The following is a 22,895-nucleotide window of genomic DNA, read 5'->3' on the forward strand; positions in this document are numbered from 1 at the left end:
CACGTTAGTGCATGCTTCGCAGCCTGGATGCTGGCTCATTTCCCCTGCGGAAGCGAGCCTGCCCGCGAAAGCGGCAGGTCAGTCATTCTCATCGTTGACTGACCCAACCCTTTCGCGAGCGGGTTCGCTCCCACACTGGATCTATGTCGGGTTCAGGATTACGGGCTAGCATTGGCCCATGCCTTCAATACTGTTACCTCGTTTCGGATTGCCCGCCCATGACTGCCCATCGAATTGGTTTCCTGATTTGGCCCAGCACTAAAGCTCTGACGCTGGCGCTGGCGGAGGAAGCCTTGCGTGTCGCTCAGCGGGTGCATCCGGAGGTGGTCTACGAGTTGTCGTTCTTGCAGGCCGAACCGCCGAGCGAGAGCGGCTGGCAACTGCCTGGCGAACCCTGGTCCGGCAAGCTGGAGAACTTCCAGAAACTGTTCCTGCTCGCCGACGAGCCGCCGGCCGCCCTGGCGCCGAACCTCACCAGCGCGCTCAAGCAACTGGTGCGCGCCGGTTGCGTGATCGGCGGGCTGTCCGCCGGCGTGTACCCGTTGGCGCAACTGGGGCTGCTCGACGGCTACCGTGCCGCCGTGCACTGGCGCTGGCAGGACGATTTCGCCGAGCGCTTCCCCAAGGTCATCGCCACCAGCCATCTGTTCGACTGGGACCGCGACCGTCTCACGGCCTGCGGCGGCATGTCGGTGCTCGACCTGCTGCTGGCGGTGCTGGCCCGTGACCACGGCGCTGAACTGGCCGGCGCGGTCTCCGAGGAACTGGTGGTCGAGCGCATCCGCGAAGGGGGCGAGCGTCAGCGCATTCCGCTGCAGAACCGCCTGGGCTCCAGCCATCCGAAGCTCACCCAGGCGGTGCTGCTGATGGAAGCCAACATCGAAGAGCCGCTGACCACCGACGAAATCGCCCAGCACGTGTGCGTGTCCCGCCGGCAGCTGGAGCGGATCTTCAAGCAGTACCTCAACCGTGTGCCGAGCCAGTACTACCTGGAGCTGCGCCTGAACAAGGCCCGGCAGATGCTGATGCAGACCAGCAAGTCGATCATCCAGATCGGCCTGTCCTGCGGTTTCTCCTCGGGGCCGCATTTCTCCAGCGCCTACCGCAACTTCTTCGGCGCCACGCCGCGGGAAGACCGCAACCAGCGGCGCAGCAGCAGCCCGTTCGAGCTGTCCTCGGTGCCGCCGGAGCGCGGTTGATCCGCGCTTGAGGGCGCTTGCTCTTCGGTTCCGCAGGCCCCGCTGTCCGTAATCTCCCCTCCGTTTGTTCGATGATGGCTTGCGCGCCGAAATCGACCGCTGCCGTTCGGAAACAAGCCGACAGCACCGCATGCTCTCCTGCGCAAGCGGATTGCCGCGCAACTCAATGATTTGGGCGATTTCCATGGGCAATTCCAGAATATCCGGGGGGGCATTTCGGTGATGGCATTGTCGGTCGGATGATGGCAACAGGGTGGGGGTTCATCGCAGGGCGAGCCGTGCTGATTGATGGGCGGACAGCAGACTCCATCGGTGAGCGCCATGTGCGGTACATATGTACCGCACACGGAAAAACGGCATCGGATACAAAGTGACAGGTCTGCCGCAAACCCCGGTCGCCAGTTAAACTGCGCCTTTGCGACCCTATTTGTCGCATTGCCGTAAACCCGGGAAAAACCGGGGTTTGCGCTATAAGAAGTTGTCGCTTGGCGACAAGGCCGGGCTGAGAACTGTCCTTACAATCCCCCCATCTCCCGCCAGTTTCAGGCGGGTGTTCCTCATCAGGAGACTCCGATGTCCGTTGAGCACGCTGCGGTACAACGCGCCGATTTCGACCAGGTAATGGTTCCCAACTATGCGCCTGCCGCTTTCATTCCGGTGCGTGGCGAAGGCTCCCGCGTCTGGGACCAGACCGGCCGCGAGCTGATCGACTTCGCCGGCGGGATTGCCGTCAACGTGCTGGGCCATGCGCATCCGGCGCTGGTCGGCGCCCTGACCGAGCAGGCGAACAAGCTGTGGCACGTGTCCAACGTGTTCACCAACGAGCCGGCCCTGCGCCTGGCGCACAAGCTGATCGACGCCACCTTCGCCGAGCGTGTGTTCTTCTGCAACTCCGGCGCCGAAGCCAACGAGGCCGCGTTCAAGCTGGCCCGCCGCGTGGCGTTCGACCGTTTCGGCAGCGAGAAGTACGAAATCATCGCCGCGCTGAACAGCTTCCACGGCCGCACCCTGTTCACCGTGAACGTCGGCGGCCAGTCGAAGTACTCCGACGGTTTCGGTCCGAAGATCACCGGCATCACCCACGTGCCGTACAACGACCTGGCGGCCCTGAAGGCTGCCGTTTCCGACAAGACCTGCGCCGTGGTGCTGGAACCGATCCAGGGCGAGGGCGGCGTGCTGCCGGCCGAGCTGGCGTACCTGCAAGGCGCCCGCGAGCTGTGCGATGCGCACAACGCGCTGCTGGTGTTCGACGAAGTGCAGACCGGCATGGGCCGCACCGGCAAACTGTTCGCCTACCAGCATTTCGGCGTGACCCCGGACATCCTCACCAGCGCCAAGAGCCTGGGCGGCGGTTTCCCGATCGCGGCGATGCTGACCACCGAAGCGCTGGCCAAGCACCTGGTCGTCGGCACCCACGGCACCACCTACGGCGGCAACCCGCTGGCGTGCGCGGTGGCCGAGGCAGTGGTCGACGTGATCAACACCCCTGAAGTGCTCAACGGCGTCAACGCCAAGCACGACAAGTTCAAGACCCGCCTGGAGCAGATCGGCCAGAAGTACGGCCTGTTCACCCAGGTGCGCGGTCTGGGCCTGCTGATCGGCTGCGTGCTGAGCGATGCCTGGAAAGGCAAGGCCAAGGACGTGTTCAACGCCGCCGAGCGTGAAGGCCTGATGATCCTGCAGGCCGGCCCGGACGTGATCCGTTTCGCGCCGAGCCTGGTGATCGACGACGCCGACATCGATCAGGGCCTGGAGCGCTTCGAGCGCGCCGTGGCCAAGCTGACGCAAGCCTGATTGACCCTCCGGCGCCTGACCGCTCAGGCGCCGGACCCGATTTTCGTTTCGCACCGACACATACTGTGGGAGCCAGCCCGCTGGCGATGAGGGCCTGACAGCCAACATCACTGTTGCCTGAAAGGACGCAATCGCCGGCAGTCTGGCTCCCACAATCGACTCTGGGTCGACCCGGGGACGGTGCGGAATTTTTCACCTGTGATTTTCATGAGAGAAAGGAGTGACACCATGCTGGTGATGCGCCCTGCGCAAATGGCTGACCTGGGCGAGGTACAGCGTCTGGCTGCGGACAGCCCGATCGGTGTCACTTCGTTGCCGGACGACGTGGAGCGCCTGAGCGACAAGATCGCCGCCAGCGAGGCGTCGTTCTCCGCCGAGGTCAGCTTCAACGGCGAGGAAAGCTACTTCTTCGTCCTTGAGGACACCGTCGCCGGCAAGCTGGTCGGCTGCTCGGCCATCGTCGCCTCGGCCGGCTACTCCGAACCGTTCTACAGCTTTCGCAACGAGACCTTCGTGCACGCTTCCCGCGAGCTGAAGATCCACAACAAGATCCACGTGCTTTCGCAGTGCCACGATCTCACCGGCAACAGCCTGCTGACCAGTTTCTACGTGCAGCGCGACCTGGTGGGCTCGCCGTGGGCCGAGCTCAACTCCCGTGGCCGCCTGCTGTTCGTCGCCAGCCATCCTGAGCGTTTCGCCGACTCGGTGGTGACCGAGATCGTCGGCTACAGCGACGAGAACGGCGACTCGCCGTTCTGGGACGCCATCGGCCGCAACTTCTTCGACCTCAACTACGCCGAGGCCGAGCGCCTGTGCGGCCTCAAGAGCCGCACCTTCCTGGCCGAGCTGATGCCGCACTACCCGATCTACGTGCCGCTGCTGCCGGACTCCGCCCAGGAGGCGATGGGCCAGGTGCACCCGCGTGCGCAGATCACCTTCGACATCCTGATGCGCGAAGGCTTCGAGACCGATCATTACATCGACATTTTCGACGGCGGCCCGACCCTGCACGCCCGCGTCTCGGGGATCCGCTCGATCGCCCAGAGCCGCGTCGTGCCGGTGAAGATCGGCGAGCCGGTCAAGGGCGCAGGGCGCCAGTACCTGGTGGCCAACGCGCAGTTGCAGGATTACCGCGCCGTTCTGCTGGAGCTGGACTACGCGCCCGGCAAACCGGTGACCCTGGACCTGGAAGCGGCCGAAGCCCTGGGCGTCGGCGAGGGCGCCAGCGTGCGCCTGGTGGCGGTTTAACGCCTTAGCGAGTTTCACGGGTGGCGTTGGCGGCCCGTTTGAGGAGATAGCATGATCGTTCGTCCCGTACGCAGCAGCGATTTACCCGCTCTGATCGACCTGGCCCGCAGCACCGGCACCGGCCTGACCACCTTGCCGGCCAACGAAGAGCGCCTGACCCACCGGGTCGGCTGGGCCGAGAAGACCTTTCGCGGCGAAGCCGGCCGCGGCGATGCGGACTACCTGTTCGTGCTCGAAGACGACAACGGCCGCGTGGTGGGGATCTCCGCCATCGCCGGCGCCGTCGGCCTGCGTGAGCCGTGGTACAACTTCCGGGTCGGCCTGACCGTCAGCGCCTCCCAGGAGCTGAACATCTACCGCGAGATCCCGACCCTGTTCCTGGCCAACGACCTGACCGGCAACTCCGAGCTGTGCTCGCTGTTCCTGCACGCCGACTACCGCACCGGCCTCAACGGCCGCATGCTGTCCAAGGCGCGGATGCTGTTCATCGCCGAGTTTCCGCAGCTGTTCGGCAACAAGATCATCGCCGAGATGCGCGGCGTCTCCGACGAGGCGGGCCGTTCGCCGTTCTGGGAGAGCCTGGGCCGGCATTTCTTCAAGATGGAATTCAGCCAGGCCGATTACCTGACCGGCGTCGGCAACAAGGCGTTCATCGCCGAGCTGATGCCCAAGTTCCCGCTGTACACCTGCTTCCTGTCCGAAGACGCACGTGCCGTGATCGGCCAGGTGCACCCGGACACCGAGCCTGCGCTGGCGATGCTCAAGGGCGAAGGCTTCAGCTATCAGGGCTACGTCGACATCTTCGACGCCGGCCCCGCCATCGAGTGCGAAACCGGCAAGATCCGCGCGGTGCGCGACAGCCAGGCGCTGGTGTTGGCGGTGGGCACGCCGGGCGACGACGCCACGCCGTTCATCATCCATAACCGCAAGCGCGAGGACTGCCGGATCACTGCAGCCCCGGCGCGTCTGGCCGCCGGCACCCTGGTGGTCGATCCGCTGACCGCCAAACGCCTTCAACTCAATGCCGGCGATCAGGTGCGCGCCGTTCCGTTGTCCGCAGCCCGGGAGTCGAAACAATGAATTCGCTATACATCGCAGGTCAGTGGCTGGCCGGCCAGGGGGATGCGTTCGAGTCGCTGAACCCGGTGACCCAGCAAGTGCTGTGGTCAGGCCAGGGCGCAACCGCCGCCCAGGTCGATTCGGCGGTGCACGCCGCGCGCCAGGCATTTCCGGCCTGGGCCAAGCGTTCTCTGCAGGAGCGCATCGGCGTGCTCGAAGCATTCGCCGCCACTCTGAAGAGCCACAGCGACGAGCTGGCCCGCGCCATCGGCGAGGAAACCGGTAAGCCGCTCTGGGAAGCGGCGACCGAAGTCACCAGCATGGTCAACAAGATCGCGATCTCGGTGCAGAGCTACCGTGAACGCACCGGTGAGAAGAGCGGCCCGCTGGGCGACGCCACCGCCGTGCTGCGCCACAAGCCCCACGGTGTGGTGGCGGTGTTCGGTCCGTACAACTTCCCTGGCCACCTGCCGAACGGGCACATCGTGCCGGCGTTGCTGGCCGGCAACAGCGTGCTGTTCAAGCCGAGCGAGCTGACGCCGAAGGTCGCCGAGCTCACGGTCAAGTGCTGGATCGAGGCCGGTCTGCCGGCCGGTGTGCTGAACCTGCTGCAAGGCGCCCGCGAAACCGGCATCGCCCTGGCGGCCAATCCAGGCATCGACGGCCTGTTCTTCACCGGCTCCAGCCGCACCGGCAATCACCTGCACCAGCAGTTCGCCGGGCGCCCGGACAAGATCCTCGCCCTGGAGATGGGCGGCAACAACCCGTTGGTGGTGGATCAGGTCGCCGATCTCGACGCAGCGGTCTACACGATCATTCAGTCGGCGTTCATTTCCGCCGGCCAGCGCTGCACCTGCGCCCGCCGTCTGCTGGTGCCGCAAGGCGCCTGGGGCGACAGCCTGTTGGCGCGCCTGGTGGCGGTGACGTCGACCATCGAGGTCGGCGCGTTCGACCGCCAGCCGGCGCCGTTCATGGGCTCGGTGATTTCCCTGGGCGCGGCCAAGGCCCTGATGGATGCCCAGGCGCATCTTTTGGCCAACGGTGCGGTGCCGCTGTTGGAAATGACCCAGCCGCAGGCGCAGTCGGCCTTGCTGACGCCGGGCATCCTGGATGTGACCGCTGTGGCCGGGCGTCCGGACGAGGAACTGTTCGGCCCGCTGCTGCAAGTGATCCGCTACGCCGATTTCGACGCGGCCATCGCCGAAGCCAACGACACCGCCTACGGTCTGGCTGCCGGCCTGCTGTCGGATTCCGAGGCGCGTTACCAGCAGTTCTGGCTGCAAAGCCGTGCCGGCATCGTCAACTGGAACAAGCAACTGACCGGCGCCGCCAGCAGCGCACCGTTCGGCGGCGTCGGCGCGTCGGGCAACCACCGCGCCAGCGCCTACTACGCGGCGGACTACTGCGCCTACCCGGTGGCCTCGCTCGAAACCCCGGACCTGGTGCTGCCGGCGGCCCTGACGCCGGGCGTGAAGATGGCGTGATGCCCATCGCCGGCAGGCTGGCTGGCTCCCACGGGATCGATGCAGGGCACATAGGTGCAAACACCTGCCGACCTGTGGGAGCGGGCTTGCCCGCGAAAGCCGCGCCGCAGTCTCAAAGAACCGTTACGCAAGCCTATAACAACAGATTCTCGTGGAGCCTCGCTGATGAAATCCTGTGAAGTCAATTTTGACGGTCTAGTGGGGCCGACCCACAACTACGGTGGCCTGTCCTACGGCAACGTCGCCTCCCAAAGCAACAGTCAGCAGTCCTCCAATCCGAAGGAAGCCGCGCTGCAGGGTCTGGCGAAAATGAAGGCGCTGATGGACATGGGCTTTGTCCAGGGCGTGCTGGCGCCGCAGGAGCGTCCGGACGTGGCTGCCTTGCGCCGTCTGGGCTTCGGCGGCACCGATGCCCAGGTGATCGAGCGCGCCGCCAAGGAAGCGATGCCGCTGCTGGTCGCCAGCTGCTCGGCGTCGAGCATGTGGGTGGCCAACGCCGCCACGGTCAGCCCGAGCGCCGACACCGCCGACGGCCGCGTGCATTTCACCGCCGCCAACCTCAACTGCAAGTACCACCGCAGCATCGAACACCCGACCACCAGCCGCGTGCTGGGGGCGATGTTCGCCGATCAGCAGCACTTCGCCCATCACGCCGCGTTGCCGGCGGTGGCGCAGTTCGGCGACGAAGGCGCGGCCAACCACACCCGTTTCTGCCGTGAGTACGGCGAGGCCGGCGTCGAGTTCTTCGTGTTCGGCCGCAGCGCGTTCGACACCCGTTATCCGGCGCCGCAGAAGTACCCGGCGCGCCAGACCCTCGAAGCGTCCCAGGCGGTCGCCCGCCTGCACGGCCTGCGTGACGACGGCGTGGTCTACGCCCAGCAGAACCCGGCGGTGATCGATCAGGGCGTGTTCCACAATGACGTGATCGCGGTGGGCAACGGCGAGGTGCTGTTCTATCACGAGGACGCGTTCCTGGAGACCGAACAGATGCTGGCCGAGCTGCAAACCAAGCTCGCCAAGGTCGGCGGCAAGTTCCAGTCGATCTGCGTGCCGCGTTCGGCGGTCACCGTGGATGACGCGGTGCGCTCCTACCTGTTCAACAGCCAGTTGCTGTCGCGCCCTGACGGCTCGATGCTGCTGATCGTGCCGGAAGAGTGCCGCGGCAACGAGCGTGTCTGGAACTACCTGCAAAGCCTGACCGGCTCCGGCGGCCCGGTTCGCGAGGTCAAGGTCTTCGACCTGAAGCAAAGCATGCAGAACGGCGGCGGCCCCGCTTGCCTGAGGCTGCGTGTCGCACTCAACGAAACCGAACTGGCGGCGGTCAATCCAGGGGTTATCATGACGGCACCGTTGTACGGTTCGTTGACCGCATGGGTTGAAAAGCACTACCGCGACCGCCTGACCGAAAACGATCTGGCGGATCCGCAATTGCTGCTTGAATGCCGGACGGCACTGGATGAACTGACGCAAATCCTTAAACTGGGCGCGGTTTATCCATTCCAGATCAATTGATGGCCGGTGCGCCGCCTTCGCGCGGCGCACGGCTTCATCTCCCAAGAGAGCGTAAACATGAGTGATTCCCTGCAGCTGATCCTTGAAGACACCGACGGCACGCAACTGCAAACCTCCTGCACCCGCGTCGCGGTCATGTGGCAAGGCAAGGAGCTGTGGATCCAGCAGGACGGCCGCGGCCAACTGCTGATCGGCGTCGACGTCGAAGAAGACGACGAAGAGTACGCCAACCTGCTGCTGCGCCCGTTGGCGACTAATCTGGTAAGTCTGCAACTGGAAATGGAACCGGCCGACCTCGGTGGCGAGGAACATGTGCACGGCCCGGATTGCAACCACGACCACTAAGGAAACCGCTCTATGCTCGCCCTCGGCAAACTGCTTGAACTGACCCTCGCCGGCCGCGAACCGGCGGAGAAGACTCAACTGACTGTCGAAGGCGTGCGCATGCGCTGGTTGAGCGAGGGCGCGCTGGAAGTGCGGCCGCCCGAAGCGCGCGACAATGGCCTGGACCTGCTGCTGTCTGCAGGGATCCACGGCAACGAGACCGCGCCGATCGAATTGCTCGACCGCCTGTTGCATGACATCGCCCGCGGCGACCTGAAGCCGCGCGCACGCATTCTGTTCCTGTTCGGCAACCCGGAAGCGATCCGCAAGGGCGAGCGCTTCATCGAGCAGGACGTCAACCGGCTGTTCAACGGCCGTCACGAACAAAGCAGCGGCTGCGAAGCCTTGCGTGCCTGTGAGCTGGAGCGCCTTGCGGCGAGTTTCTTCAACCTGCCGGACCGTCAGCGCCTGCACTACGACCTGCACACCGCGATCCGCGGTTCGAAGATCGAGCAGTTTGCCCTGTACCCGTGGAAGGAAGGGCGCCAGCATTCCCGGCGCGAGTTGGCCCGTCTGCGGGCGGCGGGCATGGAAGCGGTGCTGCTGCAGAACAAGCCGTCGATCGTGTTCAGCTCGTACACCTACGACAAGCTCGGCGCCGAGTCCTTCACCCTCGAGCTGGGCAAGGCCCGGCCGTTCGGGCAGAACGCCGGGGTCAACGTGTCGCTGCTGGAAAACCGCCTGAAGCAGATCATCGAAGGCAACGAGCCCGAACAGGCGCAAGAAGGCCTGGACGGCCTGCAGCTGTTCAGCGTGGCCCGGGAAATCATCAAGCACAGCGACGCCTTCCGCCTGAACCTGCCGGCGGACATCGAGAACTTTTCGGAATTGGACATGGGGTATGTGCTGGCCGAAGACCTGGCCAATACCCGCTGGATCATCGAAGAGCAGGGCGCGCGGATCATCTTCCCCAACCCCAAGGTCAAGAACGGCCTGCGCGCCGGCATCCTGATCGTGCCGACCACGGACGATCAACTGGCCTGATCACGCCGCACGAACCCTGCAGGCTTCCTTCACTGAATCCGGAAGCACCGCAGACCCTGTGAGAGCGGGCTTGCCAGCGAATCGGCCGGCCCATCCGACATCGATGGTGACTGACCCGCCGCCCTCGCGAGCAGGCGGGCTCCCACAGGTTTCGGCGCTTAGACCGCTACGGCACGCGGCTCGCTGCGGCGCAGCGCACGGATCTTCAGCAGCGTGTCGGCGCAGGTTCTCGCCGCTTCCTGACCCTTGTGCACGAAATGCTCGAAGAAGAACTTCTGGTGCTCTTCGCCGGCATGGAAGTGGTGCGGGGTCAGGGACACCGAGAACACCGGCACTTCGGTTTCCAGCTGCACCTGCATCAGGCCGCTGACGACCGACTGGGCGACGAACTCGTGACGGTAGATCCCGCCGTCCACCACCAGGGCGGCCGCGACGATACCGGCATAACGACCGGTCTTGGCCAGCAGCTTGGCGTGCAGCGGCATTTCAAACGCGCCGCCGACCTCGAAGAAATCGATGTCCGATTCCTGGTAGCCCTGGGCGATCATTTCGTTGACGAAGCCTTTACGGCTCTGGTCGACGATTTCCTTGTGCCAGCAGGCCTGGATGAACGCGACGCGCTCGCCCTGGGTGTGTTTGGCTTTGCTGTCGATTGCGGTGGGTTGCATGTTCTGACTCCTGTTTGTGTGAAAAACAGGGCGATATGAATCGAAAGGGATCAAGGGTACGCGCGCGCAAGCACGCAGACGGCCCTTTGGCGTCAATCCCGTTCTCTCTTCATCCGGACTGTGACCGTCGGCCCCGGAATCACACCGGGTCTGCTGACCTTGCCGTCGGACACGACCTGAACCGTGCCTGCCGCCAAGCGCTCGCGGGCTATGCGCGTTGCGCGCAATTACCGCCGGTGGGGAATTGCACCCCGCCCTGAGAACGTTGTGCCGCCCTTTGTCCGGCGGCGCAGCGTTTTTAACACAGTTCCTTTGGCGATGCATTGCGCCTTTGTGATGATTGCCATCGAATTTTTCGCTTCACGCGGCGACTTTTCCTTGCCCAAGGGTTGATTAATCCGCGCCATGCCCGCAGTAATTCCAAAACGAAAAGGGATTTCCCCTGCTGACTTGAGGCCAGGTTCATGAGCGTTATCGATCTTCGCAGCGACACCGTCACCCAACCGTCTCCCGCAATGCTTGAAGCGATGGCCCGCGCGGCCACCGGTGACGATGTATATGGCGAGGATCCGACGGTCAACCGTCTGGAAGCCGAATTGGCAGAACGGCTGGGGTTTGCCGCCGCGCTGTTCGTGCCGACCGGCACCATGAGCAACCTGCTGGGCTTGATGGCCCATTGCGGGCGGGGCGACGAATACATCGTCGGCCAGCAGGCGCACACCTACAAGTACGAAGGCGGCGGTGCGGCGGTGCTCGGCTCGATCCAGCCGCAGCCGCTGGAGGTGCAGGCCGACGGTTCGCTGGATCTGGACCAGGTGGCCGCCGCGATCAAGCCCGATGACTTCCATTTCGCCCGCACGCGTCTGCTGGCCCTGGAAAACACCATGCAAGGCAAGGTGCTGCCGCTGGAATACCTGGCCCGGGCCCGAAGCTTCACTCAGGAGCACGGCCTGGCCCTGCACCTGGACGGCGCGCGCCTGTACAACGCGGCGGTCAAGCTGGGCGTCGATGCCCGGCAGATCACCCGGCATTTCGATTCGGTCTCGGTGTGCCTGTCCAAGGGCCTCGGCGCTCCGGTCGGCTCGGTGCTGTGCGGCTCGGCCGAGCTGATCGGCAAGGCCCGCCGGTTGCGCAAGATGGTCGGCGGCGGCATGCGCCAGGCCGGTCTGCTGGCGGCGGCGGGGCTGTACGCGCTGGAGCATAACGTCGAGCGCCTGGCGGACGACCACGCCAACGCCGAGTTGCTGGCCGAAGGGCTGCGCAATGCAGGGTTCAGCGTCGAGCCGGTGCAGACCAACATGGTCTACGTGCAGATGGGCGACCGTGCCCACGCCCTGAAGGCGTTTGCGGCGGAGCGCGGGATCCGGCTGAGCGCCGCCGCCCGGCTGCGGATGGTCACGCACATGGACGTCAATCGCTCGCAAATCGGGCAGGTGGTCGAGGCATTCGTCGCGTTTTCGCGCAAGTGACAGCGTTGGCGGCCCAATTGACTGCTTCTATCGTATAAACACGCTGTACCCCGCGCGCAGGGCCGATATAATGCGGCCCTTTGCCGTTGCTTCGTCTGTCGACGTTTTGCACAGGCCTTTGGCCGCAGCCTCCGTGGAAGAACCTAATGAAAAGCGCAGAAATCCGTGAAGCCTTCCTTCGCTTCTTCGAAGAGCAAGGCCACACCCGTGTAGCCTCCAGCTCTTTGATTCCGGGCAATGACCCAACCCTGCTGTTCACCAACGCAGGCATGAACCAGTTCAAGGACTGCTTCCTGGGCCAGGAAAAGCGCGCGTACACCCGCGCCGTCAGCAGCCAGAAATGCGTGCGCGCCGGCGGCAAGCACAACGACCTGGAAAACGTCGGTTACACCGCCCGTCACCACACCTTCTTCGAAATGCTGGGCAACTTCAGCTTCGGCGACTACTTCAAACGCGACGCCATCACCTTCGCCTGGACGTTCCTGACGTCCGACAAGTGGCTGAACCTGCCGAAGGAAAAGCTGTGGGTGACCGTCTACGCCACCGACGACGAAGCCTACGACATCTGGACCAAGGAAGTCGGCGTGCCGGCCGAGCGCATGGTGCGCATCGGCGACAACAAGGGCGCTCCGTACGCCTCCGACAACTTCTGGACCATGGGCGACACCGGCCCGTGCGGTCCGTGCACCGAGATCTTCTACGACCACGGCGCCGACATCTGGGGCGGCCCGCCGGGCTCGCCGGAAGAGGACGGTGACCGCTACATCGAGATCTGGAACAACGTGTTCATGCAGTTCAACCGCACCGCCGACGGCGTGCTGCATCCGCTGCCGGCACCGTCGGTGGACACCGGCATGGGCCTTGAGCGGATCAGCGCCGTGCTGCAGCACGTGCACTCGAACTACGAGATCGACCTGTTCCAGAGCCTGCTGACCGCTTCGGCCAAGGCCATCGGCTGCACCAACGACGGCCAGGCTTCGCTGAAAGTGGTGGCCGACCACATCCGTTCCTGCGGCTTCCTGGTCGCCGACGGCGTGCTGCCTTCCAACGAAGGCCGCGGCTACGTGCTGCGCCGGATCATCCGTCGCGCCTGCCGCCACGGCAACAAGCTGGGCGCCAAGGGCAGCTTCTTCTACCAGATCGTCGCCGCGCTGGTGGTCGAGATGGGCGAAGCCTTCCCTGAGCTCAAGTCCCAGCAGGCGCACATCGAGCGCGTGCTCAAGGCCGAGGAAGAGCAGTTCGCCAAGACCCTGGAGCAGGGCCTGAAGATCCTCGAGCAGGACCTGTCCGAGCTCAAGGGCGAAGTCGTGCCGGGCGACGTGGTGTTCAAGCTCTACGACACCTACGGGTTCCCGATGGACCTGACCGCGGACATCGCCCGCGAGCGCAGCCTGACCATCGACGAAACCGGCTTCGAGCGCGAAATGGAAGCCCAGCGTGAGCGCGCCCGTTCCGCCAGCTCGTTCGGCCTGGACTACAACAGCCTGGTCAAGGTCGACGTCGACACCGAATTCACCGGTTACCACGCCACCAGCGGTTCGGCGAAAGTCGTCGCGCTCTATAAAGACGGCCAGTCCGTGGACGTCTTGAGTGAAGGGCAGGAAGGCGTGATCGTGCTGAACCAGACCCCGTTCTATGCGGAGTCCGGCGGCCAGGTCGGCGACTGCGGCTACATTCAGGCCGGCAACAGCCGTTTCGACGTGCGCGACACCACCAAGACCGGCGGCGCGTTCCTGCACCACGGCGTGCTGGCCTCGGGCAGCCTGATCGTCGGCGCACCGGTGGAGACCCACGTCGAAGCCGACGTGCGCCACGCCACCTCGCTGAACCACTCGGCCACCCACCTGCTGCACGCGGCATTGCGCAAGGTGCTGGGCGACCACGTCCAGCAGAAGGGCTCGCTGGTGGACAGTCAGCGCCTGCGTTTCGACTTCAGCCACTTCGAGGCGATCAAGCCTGAACAGCTCAAGGCGCTGGAAGACATCGTCAACGCCGAGATCCGCAAGAACTCGGCGGTGGAGACCGAAGAGACCGACATCGACACCGCCAAGAAGAAAGGCGCAATGGCGCTGTTCGGCGAGAAGTACGGCGACAGCGTGCGCGTGCTGAGCATGGGCGGCGACTTCTCCGTTGAGCTGTGCGGCGGCATCCATGCCAACCGCACCGGCGACATCGGCCTGCTGAAGATCATCAGCGAAGGCGGTGTGGCCTCCGGCGTGCGCCGCATCGAAGCGGTGACCGGCGCTGCGGCGCTGGCCTACCTGAACGCGGCCGAAGAGCAACTCAAGGAAGCGGCCAGCCTGGTCAAGGGCAGCCGCGACAACCTGATCGACAAGCTGTCGGCTGTGCTGGAGCGCAACCGCCTGCTGGAGAAGCAGCTCGAGCAGCTGCAGGCCAAGGCCGCCAGCGCCGCCGGCGACGATCTGTCGGCCCAGGCTGCGGACGTCAAGGGCGTGAAGGTGCTGGCTGCGCGTCTGGACGGTCAGGACGGCAAGGCGCTGCTGGCGCTGGTCGATCAGCTGAAGAACAAACTCGGCCGCGCAGTGATCCTGCTCGGCAGTGTCCATGAGGAAAAGGTCGTACTGGTCGCTGGCGTGACCAAGGACCTGACTGGCCAACTCAAAGCCGGTGATTTGATGAAACAGGCTGCTGCGGCAGTGGGCGGGAAGGGCGGCGGTCGCCCGGACATGGCGCAGGGCGGCGGTACAGACGCCGGCGCACTGGACAGCGCATTGGCGCTGACCGTTCCGTTCGTCGAGCAGGGTTTATAAGACGCGCCGCCGGGCCCGCAGTCTAGTGGCGGGCCCGATGGCCGTTCGAGTGATTATTGGGCGCCCTTCATGGGCAGAGGCGGCTTTGAAATGGCTTTGATCGTACAGAAATTTGGAGGCACCTCGGTCGGCAGCGTCGAGAGAATCGAGCAGGTCGCCGACAAGGTTAAGAAATTCCGCGATGCCGGCGATGACCTGGTGGTTGTGCTGTCTGCAATGAGCGGCGAAACCAACCGTCTGATCGATCTGGCCAAGCAAATCAGTGGCGACGACCAGCCGGTTCCCCGTGAACTGGACGTGATCGTCTCCACCGGTGAGCAGGTCACGATCGCCCTGTTGGCCATGGCGCTGATCAAGCGCGGTGTGCCGGCGGTGTCGTACACCGGCAACCAGGTGCGGATCCTGACGGACAGCGCGCACAACAAGGCGCGCATCCTGCAGATCGACGACCAGAAGATCCGCGGCGACCTGAAGGCCGGCCGCGTCGTCGTCGTCGCCGGTTTCCAGGGCGTCGACGAACACGGCAACATCACCACCCTGGGCCGTGGCGGTTCCGACACCACCGGCGTGGCGCTGGCCGCCGCGCTCAAGGCTGACGAATGCCAGATCTACACTGACGTCGACGGTGTCTACACCACTGACCCGCGTGTGGTGTCCGTGGCTCAGCGCCTGGACAAGATCACCTTCGAGGAGATGCTGGAAATGGCCAGCCTCGGCTCCAAGGTGCTGCAGATCCGTGCGGTGGAGTTCGCCGGCAAGTACAACGTCCCGCTGCGCGTACTGCACAGCTTCAAGGAGGGTCCGGGCACCCTCATTACCATTGATGAAGAGGAAACCATGGAACAGCCGATCATTTCCGGCATCGCCTTCAACCGCGATGAAGCCAAGCTGACCATCCGTGGCGTGCCAGACACCCCGGGCGTGGCGTTCAAGATTCTCGGCCCGATCAGTGCCGCGAACATCGAAGTCGATATGATCGTGCAGAACGTCGCGCACGATAACACCACCGACTTCACCTTCACCGTGCACCGCAACGACTACCAGTCCGCGCAGACTGTGCTGGAAAACACCGCCCGCGAGATCGGTGCCCGTGAGGTCGTCGGCGACACCAAGATCGCCAAGGTCTCGATCGTCGGCGTCGGCATGCGTTCCCACGCAGGCGTTGCCAGCCGCATGTTCGAATCCCTGGCCAAGGAAAGCATCAACATCCAGATGATCTCGACCTCGGAAATCAAGGTGTCCGTGGTGATCGAAGAGAAGTACCTGGAACTGGCCGTGCGCGCCCTGCACACGGCTTTCGAACTGGACGCTCCAGCCCGCCAGGGCGAGTGACGCGTCACCTGAAGGGCGCGGTCTGACCGCGCCCTTTATTTTTTGAATGGCGCAGACGGGAAACTGTTCTTTTGCTTGCGCTGGTCAATACTCAGGCATGTAGGGCTACGATCGCTCCGGTTGTAGGTCGGGTGCCTTTTTTTTGCAGACTGTTGTCCCTGAACTGAAATGCGTGAGGAGAAAGGTATGCTGATTCTGACTCGTCGGTGCGCAGAAAGCCTGATTATCGGTGATGGCGAAATCACCGTGACCGTGCTCGGCGTCAAAGGAAATCAAGTGCGCATCGGCGTCAACGCCCCCAAAGAGGTGGCCGTGCACCGTGAGGAAATTTACCTGCGTATCAAGAAAGAGAAGGACGAAGAACCAACCCATTAATTTTTATCGATTTTTATGTTTGCAAACGGGGAAGAAGCTGGTTAATATACGCCCCGTGTTGCGGAGAGCTGGCCGAGTGGCCGAAGGCGCTCCCCTGCTAAGGGAGTACACCTCACAAGGGTGTCGGGGGTTCGAATCCCCCGTTCTCCGCCATTATTTTCGTAGTTCGTTGTAATCTGGCTTTTTCGGTAAGTTGTTGAAATTACTAGAAAAAGTGCTTTACAAAAAGATTCAACGGTCTATAATGCGCGGCAACAAATGCACTCGTAGCTCAGCTGGATAGAGTACCCGGCTACGAACCGGGCGGTCACAGGTTCGAATCCTGTCGAGTGCACCATTTAAGAGTTGTTTATAGCGATATAGGCGACTCGGCTTCAACCAGTTGTGGTCTGGTCTAAAAACACAAAATGCACTCGTAGCTCAGCTGGATAGAGTACTCGGCTACGAACCGAGCGGTCACAGGTTCGAATCCTGTCGAGTGCACCATACACCAAAAAGCCCGCGTTTAACGCGGGCTTTTTGCTGTCCGGGATTTGGCTTTTCCCGTCACGCATCCTTTCTCGTCAAAATCCACCTGCGCACTGCGGCCCCGTTTGAGGTCGTAGCGATAGGTCATGGATGAGTTGCGCTGGGTGATCTTGTCCGGTTTGCCCAGGGCGCTCTCGACATCCAGCGGGTTCATGCCGGTGATGACTCTACGGTTGATGATCGCTTCACGCCTCTGCCTGGCGTCGATCAGGTTGCCGCAGGGGTCTTGTGCGCGGCCGATGATGGCCGGCTCGCGCCTTTTGCCTGGGTGACCGGCGGTTTCTTCATGACGGGCTTCCGGCAGCAGGGGTACGACCGACCCCGGTGCGTAGGGGCTTACTTCGTGTCGTGAAAGGCGTTCGCCATTTGTGCAGCTCAAGGTGGTGAAGGTGATGCGCCCGTCTTCGGCCTCGCAGCGATGGACGGTGGTCGCCCCGGCGGCGGGCGGCAGGCAGAGCAGGGTGGTCAAAACGATCGGGGTTGGTTTCAAGGGCATCGGGCGTCCTCCGTGACGGGCAATGTCCAAGGGTAGCCGCTGCTTTTGCCGTTGCCGGTGTGTTTTCTTTTCAGGATGAGTCGTCGCAGTTCCATGGATCAGGGCGGCGCTGAGCTTTGTCTCGCAAGCGCTTGTTTCAGCCATGATTTTTTAACGTTTTAAACCGTCAGGCGGTGTATCATTGCGCCCGTCAGCCCCGCCGGGGCTTATGGAAAACCTCCATGGACTTACCCAGTAGTTGTTCAGTAGCCCGTTTCACCAATCAAGAATTGACTGATTGATCCTTCCGGCGTGCCCCGCTGCTGGGAGTGGAGTTCGCCTATGTCTGAAGTTGAAGTAAAGAAAACACAGGAAAGCCTGCAGGATCGCCTGGCTCAGGTCGTTGAGCTGCTGCAGCGCCAGAAGGTCGTCGAAGACCTGACCCATCGCCAGGAAGGCGCTCATCACGACCGGGTCGAGAACCTGGTTCACCGGCAAAACCTGGTCGAGCTGCAGCGCAAGCTCGATGACCTGCACTCCGCCGACGTCGCCTACATCCTCGAAGCCTTGCCGCTGGACGACCGTCTGACGCTCTGGCAACTGGTCAAGGCTGACCGCGACGGCGACATCCTTCTTGAAGTGTCCGATTCCGTCCGTGAGTCGCTGATCGCCGACATGGACGATCACGAGCTCCTGGCCGCCGCCAAGGAGCTGGACGCCGACGAGCTCGCCGACCTGGCCTCTGAGTTGCCGCGGGACGTCGTCCACGAGCTGATGGAGTCCCTCGACAACCAGCAGCGCGAGCGTGTGCGTTCGGCCCTGTCCTATGACGAGGAGCAGGTCGGTGCGCTGATGGACTTCGAGATGGTGACCATCCGTGAGGATGTCAGCCTGGAAGTGGTGCTGCGTTACCTGCGTCGTCTCAAGGAGCTGCCGGGCCATACCGACAAGCTGTTCGTGGTCGACTACGACGGCGTGCTCAAGGGCGTGCTGCCGATCAAGCGTCTGCTGGTCAACGATCCTGAGAAGCAGGTTGCCGAAGTCATGGCCAGCGATCCGGTGAGTTTCCACCCGGACGAGGACGCCTACGACGCAGCACAGGCGTTCGAACGGTACGACCTGGTCTCTGCCCCGGTGGTGGACAAGAACGACAAGCTGATCGGCCGTCTGACCATCGACGAAATGGTGGACCTGATCCGTGAGGAAAGCGAAAGCGAAGTCCTCAACATGGCGGGTCTGCGCGAAGAGGAAGACATCTTCGCTTCGGTCTGGAAGTCCTTGCGCAACCGCTGGGCTTGGCTGGCGATCAACCTGATCACGGCGTTCGTCGCCTCGCGGGTGATCGGCCTGTTCGAAGGCTCGATCGAGAAGTTGGTGGCGCTCGCGGCGCTGATGCCGATCGTGGCGGGCATCGGCGGCAACTCAGGCAACCAGACCATCACCATGATCGTCCGGGCCATGGCGCTCGATCAGGTCAGCACCGGCAACACCTCGCGCCTGATGCGCAAGGAACTGGCGGTCGCCCTGATCAACGGTTTGATCTGGGGCGGCGTGATCGGTGTGGTCGCTTACCTGCTGTACCACAGCTGGTCGCTCGGAGTGGTGATGACGGCGGCCATGACCCTGAACCTGCTGCTGGCGGCGTTGATGGGGGTGCTGATCCCGATGACGCTGGCGAAGATGGGGCGTGACCCGGCCATGGGCTCCAGCGTGATGATCACCGCGATGACCGACAGCGGCGGTTTCTTCATCTTCCTGGGGTTGGCGACGATCTTCCTGCTCTGACCGCACCTGAAAAGCCCGCCCATCGGCGGGCTTTTTGTTGCCTGCAAAAAAGCGCTTGGCCGAATGCCGGGCAAAAAAAAGCCAGCATGCAGGCTGGCTTGAGATGTTCTGTGCGGCTCAGGACGCGTCGGCGGCCATTTCGGCGTCGTGGGCGATCAGCGACACCAGGGCGTTCTGCTGGCGGTGGGAGAGCTGACGGAAGCGTTGCAGCAGTTCGCGTTCGTGCAGCGACAGCTCGGGGCTGTCCAGGCGCATGCTCAACTCTTCGCCCAGTGCGCCTTCCTGAATGAGGCTCTGCTCAAGACGGGCAATGATCTCTGAGTTCATGCTGCGGTGATGATTGCGAGCCACCTCGGCGATGCGTTCACGCATTCCGTCTGGCAGGCGTACGACGAACTTGTCAGCCGTGCGGCTGGAATAAATTGCCTGTTTCAATGGGCGCATATAGTTAACCGGTTAGTTCAGGGGAGCGGTTCTCGGAATTGGCCGCAGGATGAGTGGTAGGACAAGCACCCTCGCCAAATGGTTCAACCTGAATTGTTAAGAGGCCCGCATCATGCCTCAAAATTGCCAGATCCTTGGCGTCAATTCTGTGACAAATATTGATCTGGGTAAAGGCGTAATGCCAGCACCAATTATCAGAAATGCGGACTGGTTTGAAAAGATCGCCCAGTGCGCATCGCCGACCGCATCCCGATGCACGAGAACGGGTGCCCGACGGCGCCAGAACGTGCATGCTATGTGGCTTCGATCCTTCTTCCCTACCTTTTAAAGGATAGTGGCAAATGGCCGATTTTCTAGGGCGCAACCGTTGCCGGAGGGCATTTTCAGGATGGACGGCAGGCTGATTTACCTGATGGGGCCGTCCGGTTCGGGCAAGGACAGCCTGATCGACGCTGCGCGCGAACCGCTCAGGGCGCTCGGCTGCGAAGTGGTGCGGCGGGTGATCACCCGGTCGGCGGAGTCGGTGGGCGAAGAGGCGGTCGGCGTGACGCCGCAGGAGTTCGAGCGACGCCGCAGCGCCGGCGATTTCGCGCTGTCATGGCAGGCCAACGGCCTTAGCTACGGCATTCCGGTGCAGATCGATCAATGGCTGCAGTCCGGGCGGCATGTGCTGGTCAACGGCTCGCGCGGACACCTGGCCGAGGCGTTCGAGCGCTATCCGACGCTGTTGCCGGTGCTGTTGACGGTGCGGGATGACGTGCTGCGCGAGCGCTTGCTCAGGCGGGGGCGGGAAACCCTGGCGCAGATCGATGCGCGGCTGGCGCGCAATGCGTTGTTCGTGGCGGGCGATGCGGTCGGCGAGGCGCCGATCCATCGGCTCGACAATTCGGGGGCTTTGGCGGACACCGTCGCCCGCTTGCTGGCGTGGGTGAAGCTCAGCGCAGCACCGGGTCGAACTTGATCTTGCGGCCGGCCACCAGCGCCAGCACGAACAGGACGGCGAATGCGCCGCAGCCGATCAACGGCAGGGAAATCTCCGTCTCTTCGAAGAGCGAAAGGTGAGCGATGCCGCTGAGCAGGGCGAGGATCAACAATCCCAAGGCCGATCTGGACATGCAGTCCTCCTGAAAAAAGTTAGAACGCCAGGCGCTCGGTCGATTGCGCCGGCAATGCGTGCCCAGGCTCGTTGACCTCCTGCGGCGCGAAGACTTGGCGGTCGCTCAGCACCGCCCATTGCGGCGCTTTCTGCACCATCAGGTAGTGCGGCAGGCGTTGGGCCACCGAGGCGTCTTCCCGTGGCGCAAAATGAAACCCCACCAGAACCGCGAGGGCGATCGCATTGGCGAGCAAGAGGGCGCTGTTCATGGGCTGATCTCCGTTTGTTCTTTGGGAACAAGCGAAGCAGCCGGCGTGCCAATAGTCTAACCGCTGTGAAGTCCTTTAAAAACAAGCATTTGAAAGGGTCTTTCGCAGGGGTTGACGTGCATTTCGCAAGGGTGGCCTTTTAATGGGATGCAAAATGCACGACGAAAGCTCCCGCGACATTGCAGGGTGCCTGCCTACGCTCAAAAAGCCCTACGGATGACATGACAAACAGGGGCATGGCCGTTAACATGCACGCCGTCCGTCACAACGGCAACCGCGTGTCCCAGTAGCTCAATTGGATAGAGCATCCCCCTCCTAAGGGGAAGGTTGGCAGTTCGAACCTGCCCTGGGACACCATCCTTTCGAAAGCCCCGTGCAGAGCGATCTGGCGGGGCTTTTTCATGGTGTTCCGCCGGCCCTCAAAAGAGCCCGATCCCTTCTTCAGCCTTGCCGATCGTGGCGCTGACCTCGGTAGCTCGGCGCCGGCCGTTGACCGAATAACTCCGCTCCTGACCCCCAGCCCCGGGTTTGCGCAGTGTGAGCAATGCAGGCAATCCATCCTTTTCGCTGTAGCTGCCGAACCAGTTGTTCAGCCTGGCGATGAAGCACTCGTTGCCGATGGTCACCGCCATGTCCGTGACCGATTCGATGGCGTAGTAGCCCGCACCGTAGCTGTAGTAGTCATCGTCGCCTTGCCCGGAGGCCGGAATGGGGCAGAGGGGGGCCGTGCCCTGCTTGAGCTGTTGGGGGTTGCCGGCGTTCGATTCGGTCAAGGCTTCGGTGAGCGCCGTTTGCAGGCCCGGTTCCAGCGTGTAGCTGGCGTTGTTGTCTTCGGCGTACTGGGTGGCGGGTACGGTCAGTCGGTACTCGTAACGAACCGTCACGGTGGGGATCTGGCTGTTGATTTTCAGCGGGTTGAGCAGATAGAGCCGGTCGGTGCCGTAGGAGCCGTTGAAGTAGGTGAGGTACATCCTTCCGTGAGATTCGATCCAGCCAACCGATTGGTTGGCGCCGCGATCACTGGTCGATAACGAGTAGCGGTCATTGATCGCTTCAGGATCGTAAGGGGCCTTTCGTCGTGTGAACCGCGCTCCGTCGCGATGGAACGTTTCATAGATGTTGACCAGGCCGGTTCCGCCGGAATAGGTGGAGACGAACAGATCCCGTTGGCCATCGCCGTCCAGGTCAATCAAGGTGTAAGTGGCCCGGCCTTGCTCCGCATCCGCATCAAGGCCGGAGGCGTTCAGGGCTTTCCATTCATCCGGCGAGACCCCTTCGGGCCGGGCCTTGGGGAAGGTCGTTTGATCGTAGGCGTCGTCTTCGCTCGGATCGCCGGAGAACGAGGTTTCGTCTCTTTTGGCCGAGAGCGTGCCCAGTGCCCCTTCCAGCGCAAACTCCGGGTTGTCCTCGATCTTCTTGAGAATGCGTTGGTGCAGATCCTCCATGACCTCCCGGTCGACGTCGTCGGGCTTGTAGGCGACGGCCTCGATCCACTGCGCGTTCAATGTCTGCAAGCGATCCTGGTACTGCTGGTGCAGGCAAGCGATGTTGTCGGCGCACCCGTCACGGGTCTTCAGCCATTGGCGCTGGCTCGACTTCAGTTCGGCCTGCGCCTGCGGGGCGGCTTTGATCAGTTTGCGGTAGGTCGAGCCCATCTCCGCATCCAGTCCATACAGCGGCTTGTCCGCGCAAATGGCGTGTTCCACGACACTTTGCGCCTTCTCGCAATCCATGCCGCTCGCCCAAGCGGCCTGGGCGAACAACAACGCACACGCCGATACAACACAGCTTCCTTTGATGAACACGATCAATCCCTTGCGGTTGGATGAAAAGAACAGCCGCGAAGGGTAATCCCGCCGCAAGGAATCTTGAAGCCCGGCTTCAAGAGAACCGTTGATCCGGCCGATAACCCTTGGGGTGACGGCGGAATCGCGCGAAATCGCTTGATAGCATTTGGCCTGCCGTTATCATCTGCGCGCCTGCGCAAAGCCTCGATCCGTCCTCTTCAATTGCCTGGAA

General features: G+C 63.1%; 20 protein-coding genes, 4 tRNA genes and 1 riboswitch. Of the genes, 18 read left to right on the forward strand and 6 right to left on the reverse strand.

Annotated elements, in window-relative coordinates:
- Positions 1–218: 218 nt before the first annotated feature.
- From argR to astE, 8 genes are all read left to right on the forward strand, one after another.
- Entirely contained in the window at positions 219–1,199 is a 981-nt protein-coding gene (gene argR / locus CAG33_RS01455) for a transcriptional regulator ArgR (protein ID WP_085636663.1), read from the forward strand.
- 573 nt (positions 1,200–1,772) lie between these two features.
- Complete coding sequence (locus tag CAG33_RS01460) at positions 1,773–2,993, forward strand: aspartate aminotransferase family protein (RefSeq protein ID WP_085578235.1); 1,221 nt, start codon at positions 1,773–1,775, stop codon at positions 2,991–2,993.
- Between the two features lie 228 nt (positions 2,994–3,221).
- Positions 3,222–4,241 carry an arginine/ornithine succinyltransferase subunit alpha gene (gene aruF / locus CAG33_RS01465; RefSeq protein ID WP_085578234.1) on the forward strand — a complete coding sequence of 340 codons (1,020 nt, stop codon included), beginning with the start codon at positions 3,222–3,224 and terminating at the stop codon, positions 4,239–4,241.
- A 51-nt stretch (positions 4,242–4,292) separates the two neighbouring features.
- Entirely contained in the window at positions 4,293–5,321 is a 1,029-nt protein-coding gene (gene astA / locus CAG33_RS01470; protein ID WP_085578233.1) for an arginine N-succinyltransferase, read from the forward strand.
- Positions 5,318–6,784, forward strand: coding sequence for a succinylglutamate-semialdehyde dehydrogenase (gene astD, locus CAG33_RS01475; RefSeq protein WP_085578232.1), 1,467 nt, complete (start codon positions 5,318–5,320; stop codon positions 6,782–6,784). Before astA ends, astD begins: the two co-directional genes overlap by 4 nt.
- 165 nt (positions 6,785–6,949) lie before the next feature.
- Complete coding sequence (gene astB / locus CAG33_RS01480) at positions 6,950–8,296, forward strand: N-succinylarginine dihydrolase (RefSeq protein ID WP_085578231.1); 1,347 nt, start codon at positions 6,950–6,952, stop codon at positions 8,294–8,296.
- Positions 8,297–8,353: 57 nt separating this feature from the next.
- Positions 8,354–8,641, forward strand: coding sequence for a topoisomerase II (locus CAG33_RS01485; protein ID WP_085578230.1), 288 nt, complete (start codon positions 8,354–8,356; stop codon positions 8,639–8,641).
- 12 nt (positions 8,642–8,653) lie between these two features.
- Positions 8,654–9,664, forward strand: a complete 1,011-nt coding sequence (gene astE / locus CAG33_RS01490; protein ID WP_085578229.1) for a succinylglutamate desuccinylase — start codon at positions 8,654–8,656, stop codon at positions 9,662–9,664.
- Positions 9,665–9,822: 158 nt separating this feature from the next.
- Here astE and CAG33_RS01495 read toward each other — a convergent pair whose 3' ends face one another.
- The gene (locus tag CAG33_RS01495) at positions 9,823–10,332 is read right to left on the reverse strand and encodes a 6,7-dimethyl-8-ribityllumazine synthase (RefSeq protein WP_085636665.1); all 510 of its coding nucleotides are present in this window, start codon (positions 10,330–10,332) and stop codon (positions 9,823–9,825) included.
- Positions 10,333–10,428: 96 nt separating this feature from the next.
- Positions 10,429–10,600: riboswitch (FMN riboswitch) on the reverse strand.
- A gap of 196 nt (positions 10,601–10,796) precedes the next feature.
- Between CAG33_RS01495 and ltaE the strand changes: the two genes are divergently transcribed.
- From ltaE to CAG33_RS01530, 7 genes are all read left to right on the forward strand, one after another.
- Positions 10,797–11,801 (forward strand): low-specificity L-threonine aldolase, encoded by a 1,005-nt coding sequence (gene ltaE / locus CAG33_RS01500; protein WP_085578227.1) that lies wholly within the window; start codon positions 10,797–10,799, stop codon positions 11,799–11,801.
- A gap of 146 nt (positions 11,802–11,947) precedes the next feature.
- The gene (alaS, locus tag CAG33_RS01505) at positions 11,948–14,572 is read left to right on the forward strand and encodes an alanine--tRNA ligase (RefSeq protein WP_085636667.1); all 2,625 of its coding nucleotides are present in this window, start codon (positions 11,948–11,950) and stop codon (positions 14,570–14,572) included.
- A gap of 90 nt (positions 14,573–14,662) precedes the next feature.
- The gene (locus CAG33_RS01510; RefSeq protein WP_085578225.1) at positions 14,663–15,904 is read left to right on the forward strand and encodes an aspartate kinase; all 1,242 of its coding nucleotides are present in this window, start codon (positions 14,663–14,665) and stop codon (positions 15,902–15,904) included.
- A gap of 186 nt (positions 15,905–16,090) precedes the next feature.
- Positions 16,091–16,279, forward strand: a complete 189-nt coding sequence (csrA, locus tag CAG33_RS01515; RefSeq protein WP_010226667.1) for a carbon storage regulator CsrA — start codon at positions 16,091–16,093, stop codon at positions 16,277–16,279.
- A 62-nt stretch (positions 16,280–16,341) separates the two neighbouring features.
- Positions 16,342–16,432, forward strand: a tRNA-Ser gene (locus CAG33_RS01520).
- 107 nt (positions 16,433–16,539) lie between these two features.
- Positions 16,540–16,616 (forward strand) — tRNA-Arg (locus tag CAG33_RS01525).
- Positions 16,617–16,688: 72 nt separating this feature from the next.
- Positions 16,689–16,765: transfer RNA gene (locus CAG33_RS01530), tRNA-Arg, on the forward strand.
- Between the two features lie 19 nt (positions 16,766–16,784).
- Here CAG33_RS01530 and CAG33_RS01535 read toward each other — a convergent pair.
- Entirely contained in the window at positions 16,785–17,303 is a 519-nt protein-coding gene (locus CAG33_RS01535; RefSeq protein ID WP_085578224.1) for a DUF4124 domain-containing protein, read from the reverse strand.
- 321 nt (positions 17,304–17,624) lie between these two features.
- Between CAG33_RS01535 and mgtE the strand changes: the two genes are divergently transcribed.
- Entirely contained in the window at positions 17,625–19,067 is a 1,443-nt protein-coding gene (gene mgtE, locus CAG33_RS01540) for a magnesium transporter (protein WP_085578223.1), read from the forward strand.
- Positions 19,068–19,184: 117 nt separating this feature from the next.
- On the opposite strand, the gene CAG33_RS01545 is transcribed toward mgtE, so the two are convergent.
- Positions 19,185–19,511 carry an Arc family DNA-binding protein gene (locus CAG33_RS01545; protein ID WP_003178899.1) on the reverse strand — a complete coding sequence of 109 codons (327 nt, stop codon included), beginning with the start codon at positions 19,509–19,511 and terminating at the stop codon, positions 19,185–19,187.
- A gap of 388 nt (positions 19,512–19,899) precedes the next feature.
- Here CAG33_RS01545 and phnN point away from each other — a divergent pair, with 388 nt between their 5' ends.
- Positions 19,900–20,472 carry a phosphonate metabolism protein/1,5-bisphosphokinase (PRPP-forming) PhnN gene (gene phnN, locus CAG33_RS01555; protein WP_085578221.1) on the forward strand — a complete coding sequence of 191 codons (573 nt, stop codon included), beginning with the start codon at positions 19,900–19,902 and terminating at the stop codon, positions 20,470–20,472.
- On the opposite strand, the gene CAG33_RS01560 is transcribed toward phnN, so the two are convergent.
- A complete protein-coding gene (locus CAG33_RS01560) occupies positions 20,447–20,626 on the reverse strand; it encodes a PA3371 family protein (RefSeq protein ID WP_085578220.1) in 180 nt (59 codons plus the stop codon). The two genes, phnN and CAG33_RS01560, sit on opposite strands and share 26 nt — an antisense overlap.
- Positions 20,627–20,645: 19 nt before the next feature.
- Complete coding sequence (locus tag CAG33_RS01565; protein WP_085629621.1) at positions 20,646–20,876, reverse strand: hypothetical protein; 231 nt, start codon at positions 20,874–20,876, stop codon at positions 20,646–20,648.
- Between the two features lie 280 nt (positions 20,877–21,156).
- Here CAG33_RS01565 and CAG33_RS01570 point away from each other — a divergent pair.
- Positions 21,157–21,233: transfer RNA gene (locus CAG33_RS01570), tRNA-Arg, on the forward strand.
- A 62-nt stretch (positions 21,234–21,295) separates the two neighbouring features.
- Here the strand turns inward: CAG33_RS01570 and CAG33_RS01575 are convergent.
- Complete coding sequence (locus tag CAG33_RS01575; RefSeq protein ID WP_085636782.1) at positions 21,296–22,681, reverse strand: lysozyme inhibitor LprI family protein; 1,386 nt, start codon at positions 22,679–22,681, stop codon at positions 21,296–21,298.
- Positions 22,682–22,895 lie beyond the last annotated feature (214 nt).

Source organism: Pseudomonas sp. B3(2017) (genome assembly GCF_002113595.1).
Classification (GTDB): domain Bacteria; phylum Pseudomonadota; class Gammaproteobacteria; order Pseudomonadales; family Pseudomonadaceae; genus Aquipseudomonas; species Aquipseudomonas ekonensis.

Bases quoted from the DNA above. Each gene is read 5' to 3' on its own strand.
- CAG33_RS01560 (WP_085578220.1), bottom strand. From the start codon at position 20,626: ATGTCCAGATCGGCCTTGGGATTGTTGATCCTCGCCCTGCTCAGCGGC.
- astA (WP_085578233.1), top strand. From the start codon at position 4,293: ATGATCGTTCGTCCCGTACGCAGCAGCGATTTACCCGCTCTGATCGAC.
- aruF (WP_085578234.1), top strand. From the start codon at position 3,222: ATGCTGGTGATGCGCCCTGCGCAAATGGCTGACCTGGGCGAGGTACAG.
- argR (WP_085636663.1), top strand. From the start codon at position 219: ATGACTGCCCATCGAATTGGTTTCCTGATTTGGCCCAGCACTAAAGCT.
- alaS (WP_085636667.1), top strand. From the start codon at position 11,948: ATGAAAAGCGCAGAAATCCGTGAAGCCTTCCTTCGCTTCTTCGAAGAG.
- ltaE (WP_085578227.1), top strand. From the start codon at position 10,797: ATGAGCGTTATCGATCTTCGCAGCGACACCGTCACCCAACCGTCTCCC.
- CAG33_RS01545 (WP_003178899.1), bottom strand. From the start codon at position 19,511: ATGCGCCCATTGAAACAGGCAATTTATTCCAGCCGCACGGCTGACAAG.
- astE (WP_085578229.1), top strand. From the start codon at position 8,654: ATGCTCGCCCTCGGCAAACTGCTTGAACTGACCCTCGCCGGCCGCGAA.
- CAG33_RS01510 (WP_085578225.1), top strand. From the start codon at position 14,663: ATGGCTTTGATCGTACAGAAATTTGGAGGCACCTCGGTCGGCAGCGTC.
- astB (WP_085578231.1), top strand. From the start codon at position 6,950: ATGAAATCCTGTGAAGTCAATTTTGACGGTCTAGTGGGGCCGACCCAC.
- phnN (WP_085578221.1), top strand. From the start codon at position 19,900: ATGGACGGCAGGCTGATTTACCTGATGGGGCCGTCCGGTTCGGGCAAG.
- astD (WP_085578232.1), top strand. From the start codon at position 5,318: ATGAATTCGCTATACATCGCAGGTCAGTGGCTGGCCGGCCAGGGGGAT.
- CAG33_RS01485 (WP_085578230.1), top strand. From the start codon at position 8,354: ATGAGTGATTCCCTGCAGCTGATCCTTGAAGACACCGACGGCACGCAA.
- mgtE (WP_085578223.1), top strand. From the start codon at position 17,625: ATGTCTGAAGTTGAAGTAAAGAAAACACAGGAAAGCCTGCAGGATCGC.
- CAG33_RS01460 (WP_085578235.1), top strand. From the start codon at position 1,773: ATGTCCGTTGAGCACGCTGCGGTACAACGCGCCGATTTCGACCAGGTA.
- CAG33_RS01535 (WP_085578224.1), bottom strand. From the start codon at position 17,303: ATGCCCTTGAAACCAACCCCGATCGTTTTGACCACCCTGCTCTGCCTG.
- csrA (WP_010226667.1), top strand. From the start codon at position 16,091: ATGCTGATTCTGACTCGTCGGTGCGCAGAAAGCCTGATTATCGGTGAT.
- CAG33_RS01495 (WP_085636665.1), bottom strand. From the start codon at position 10,332: ATGCAACCCACCGCAATCGACAGCAAAGCCAAACACACCCAGGGCGAG.
- CAG33_RS01565 (WP_085629621.1), bottom strand. From the start codon at position 20,876: ATGAACAGCGCCCTCTTGCTCGCCAATGCGATCGCCCTCGCGGTTCTG.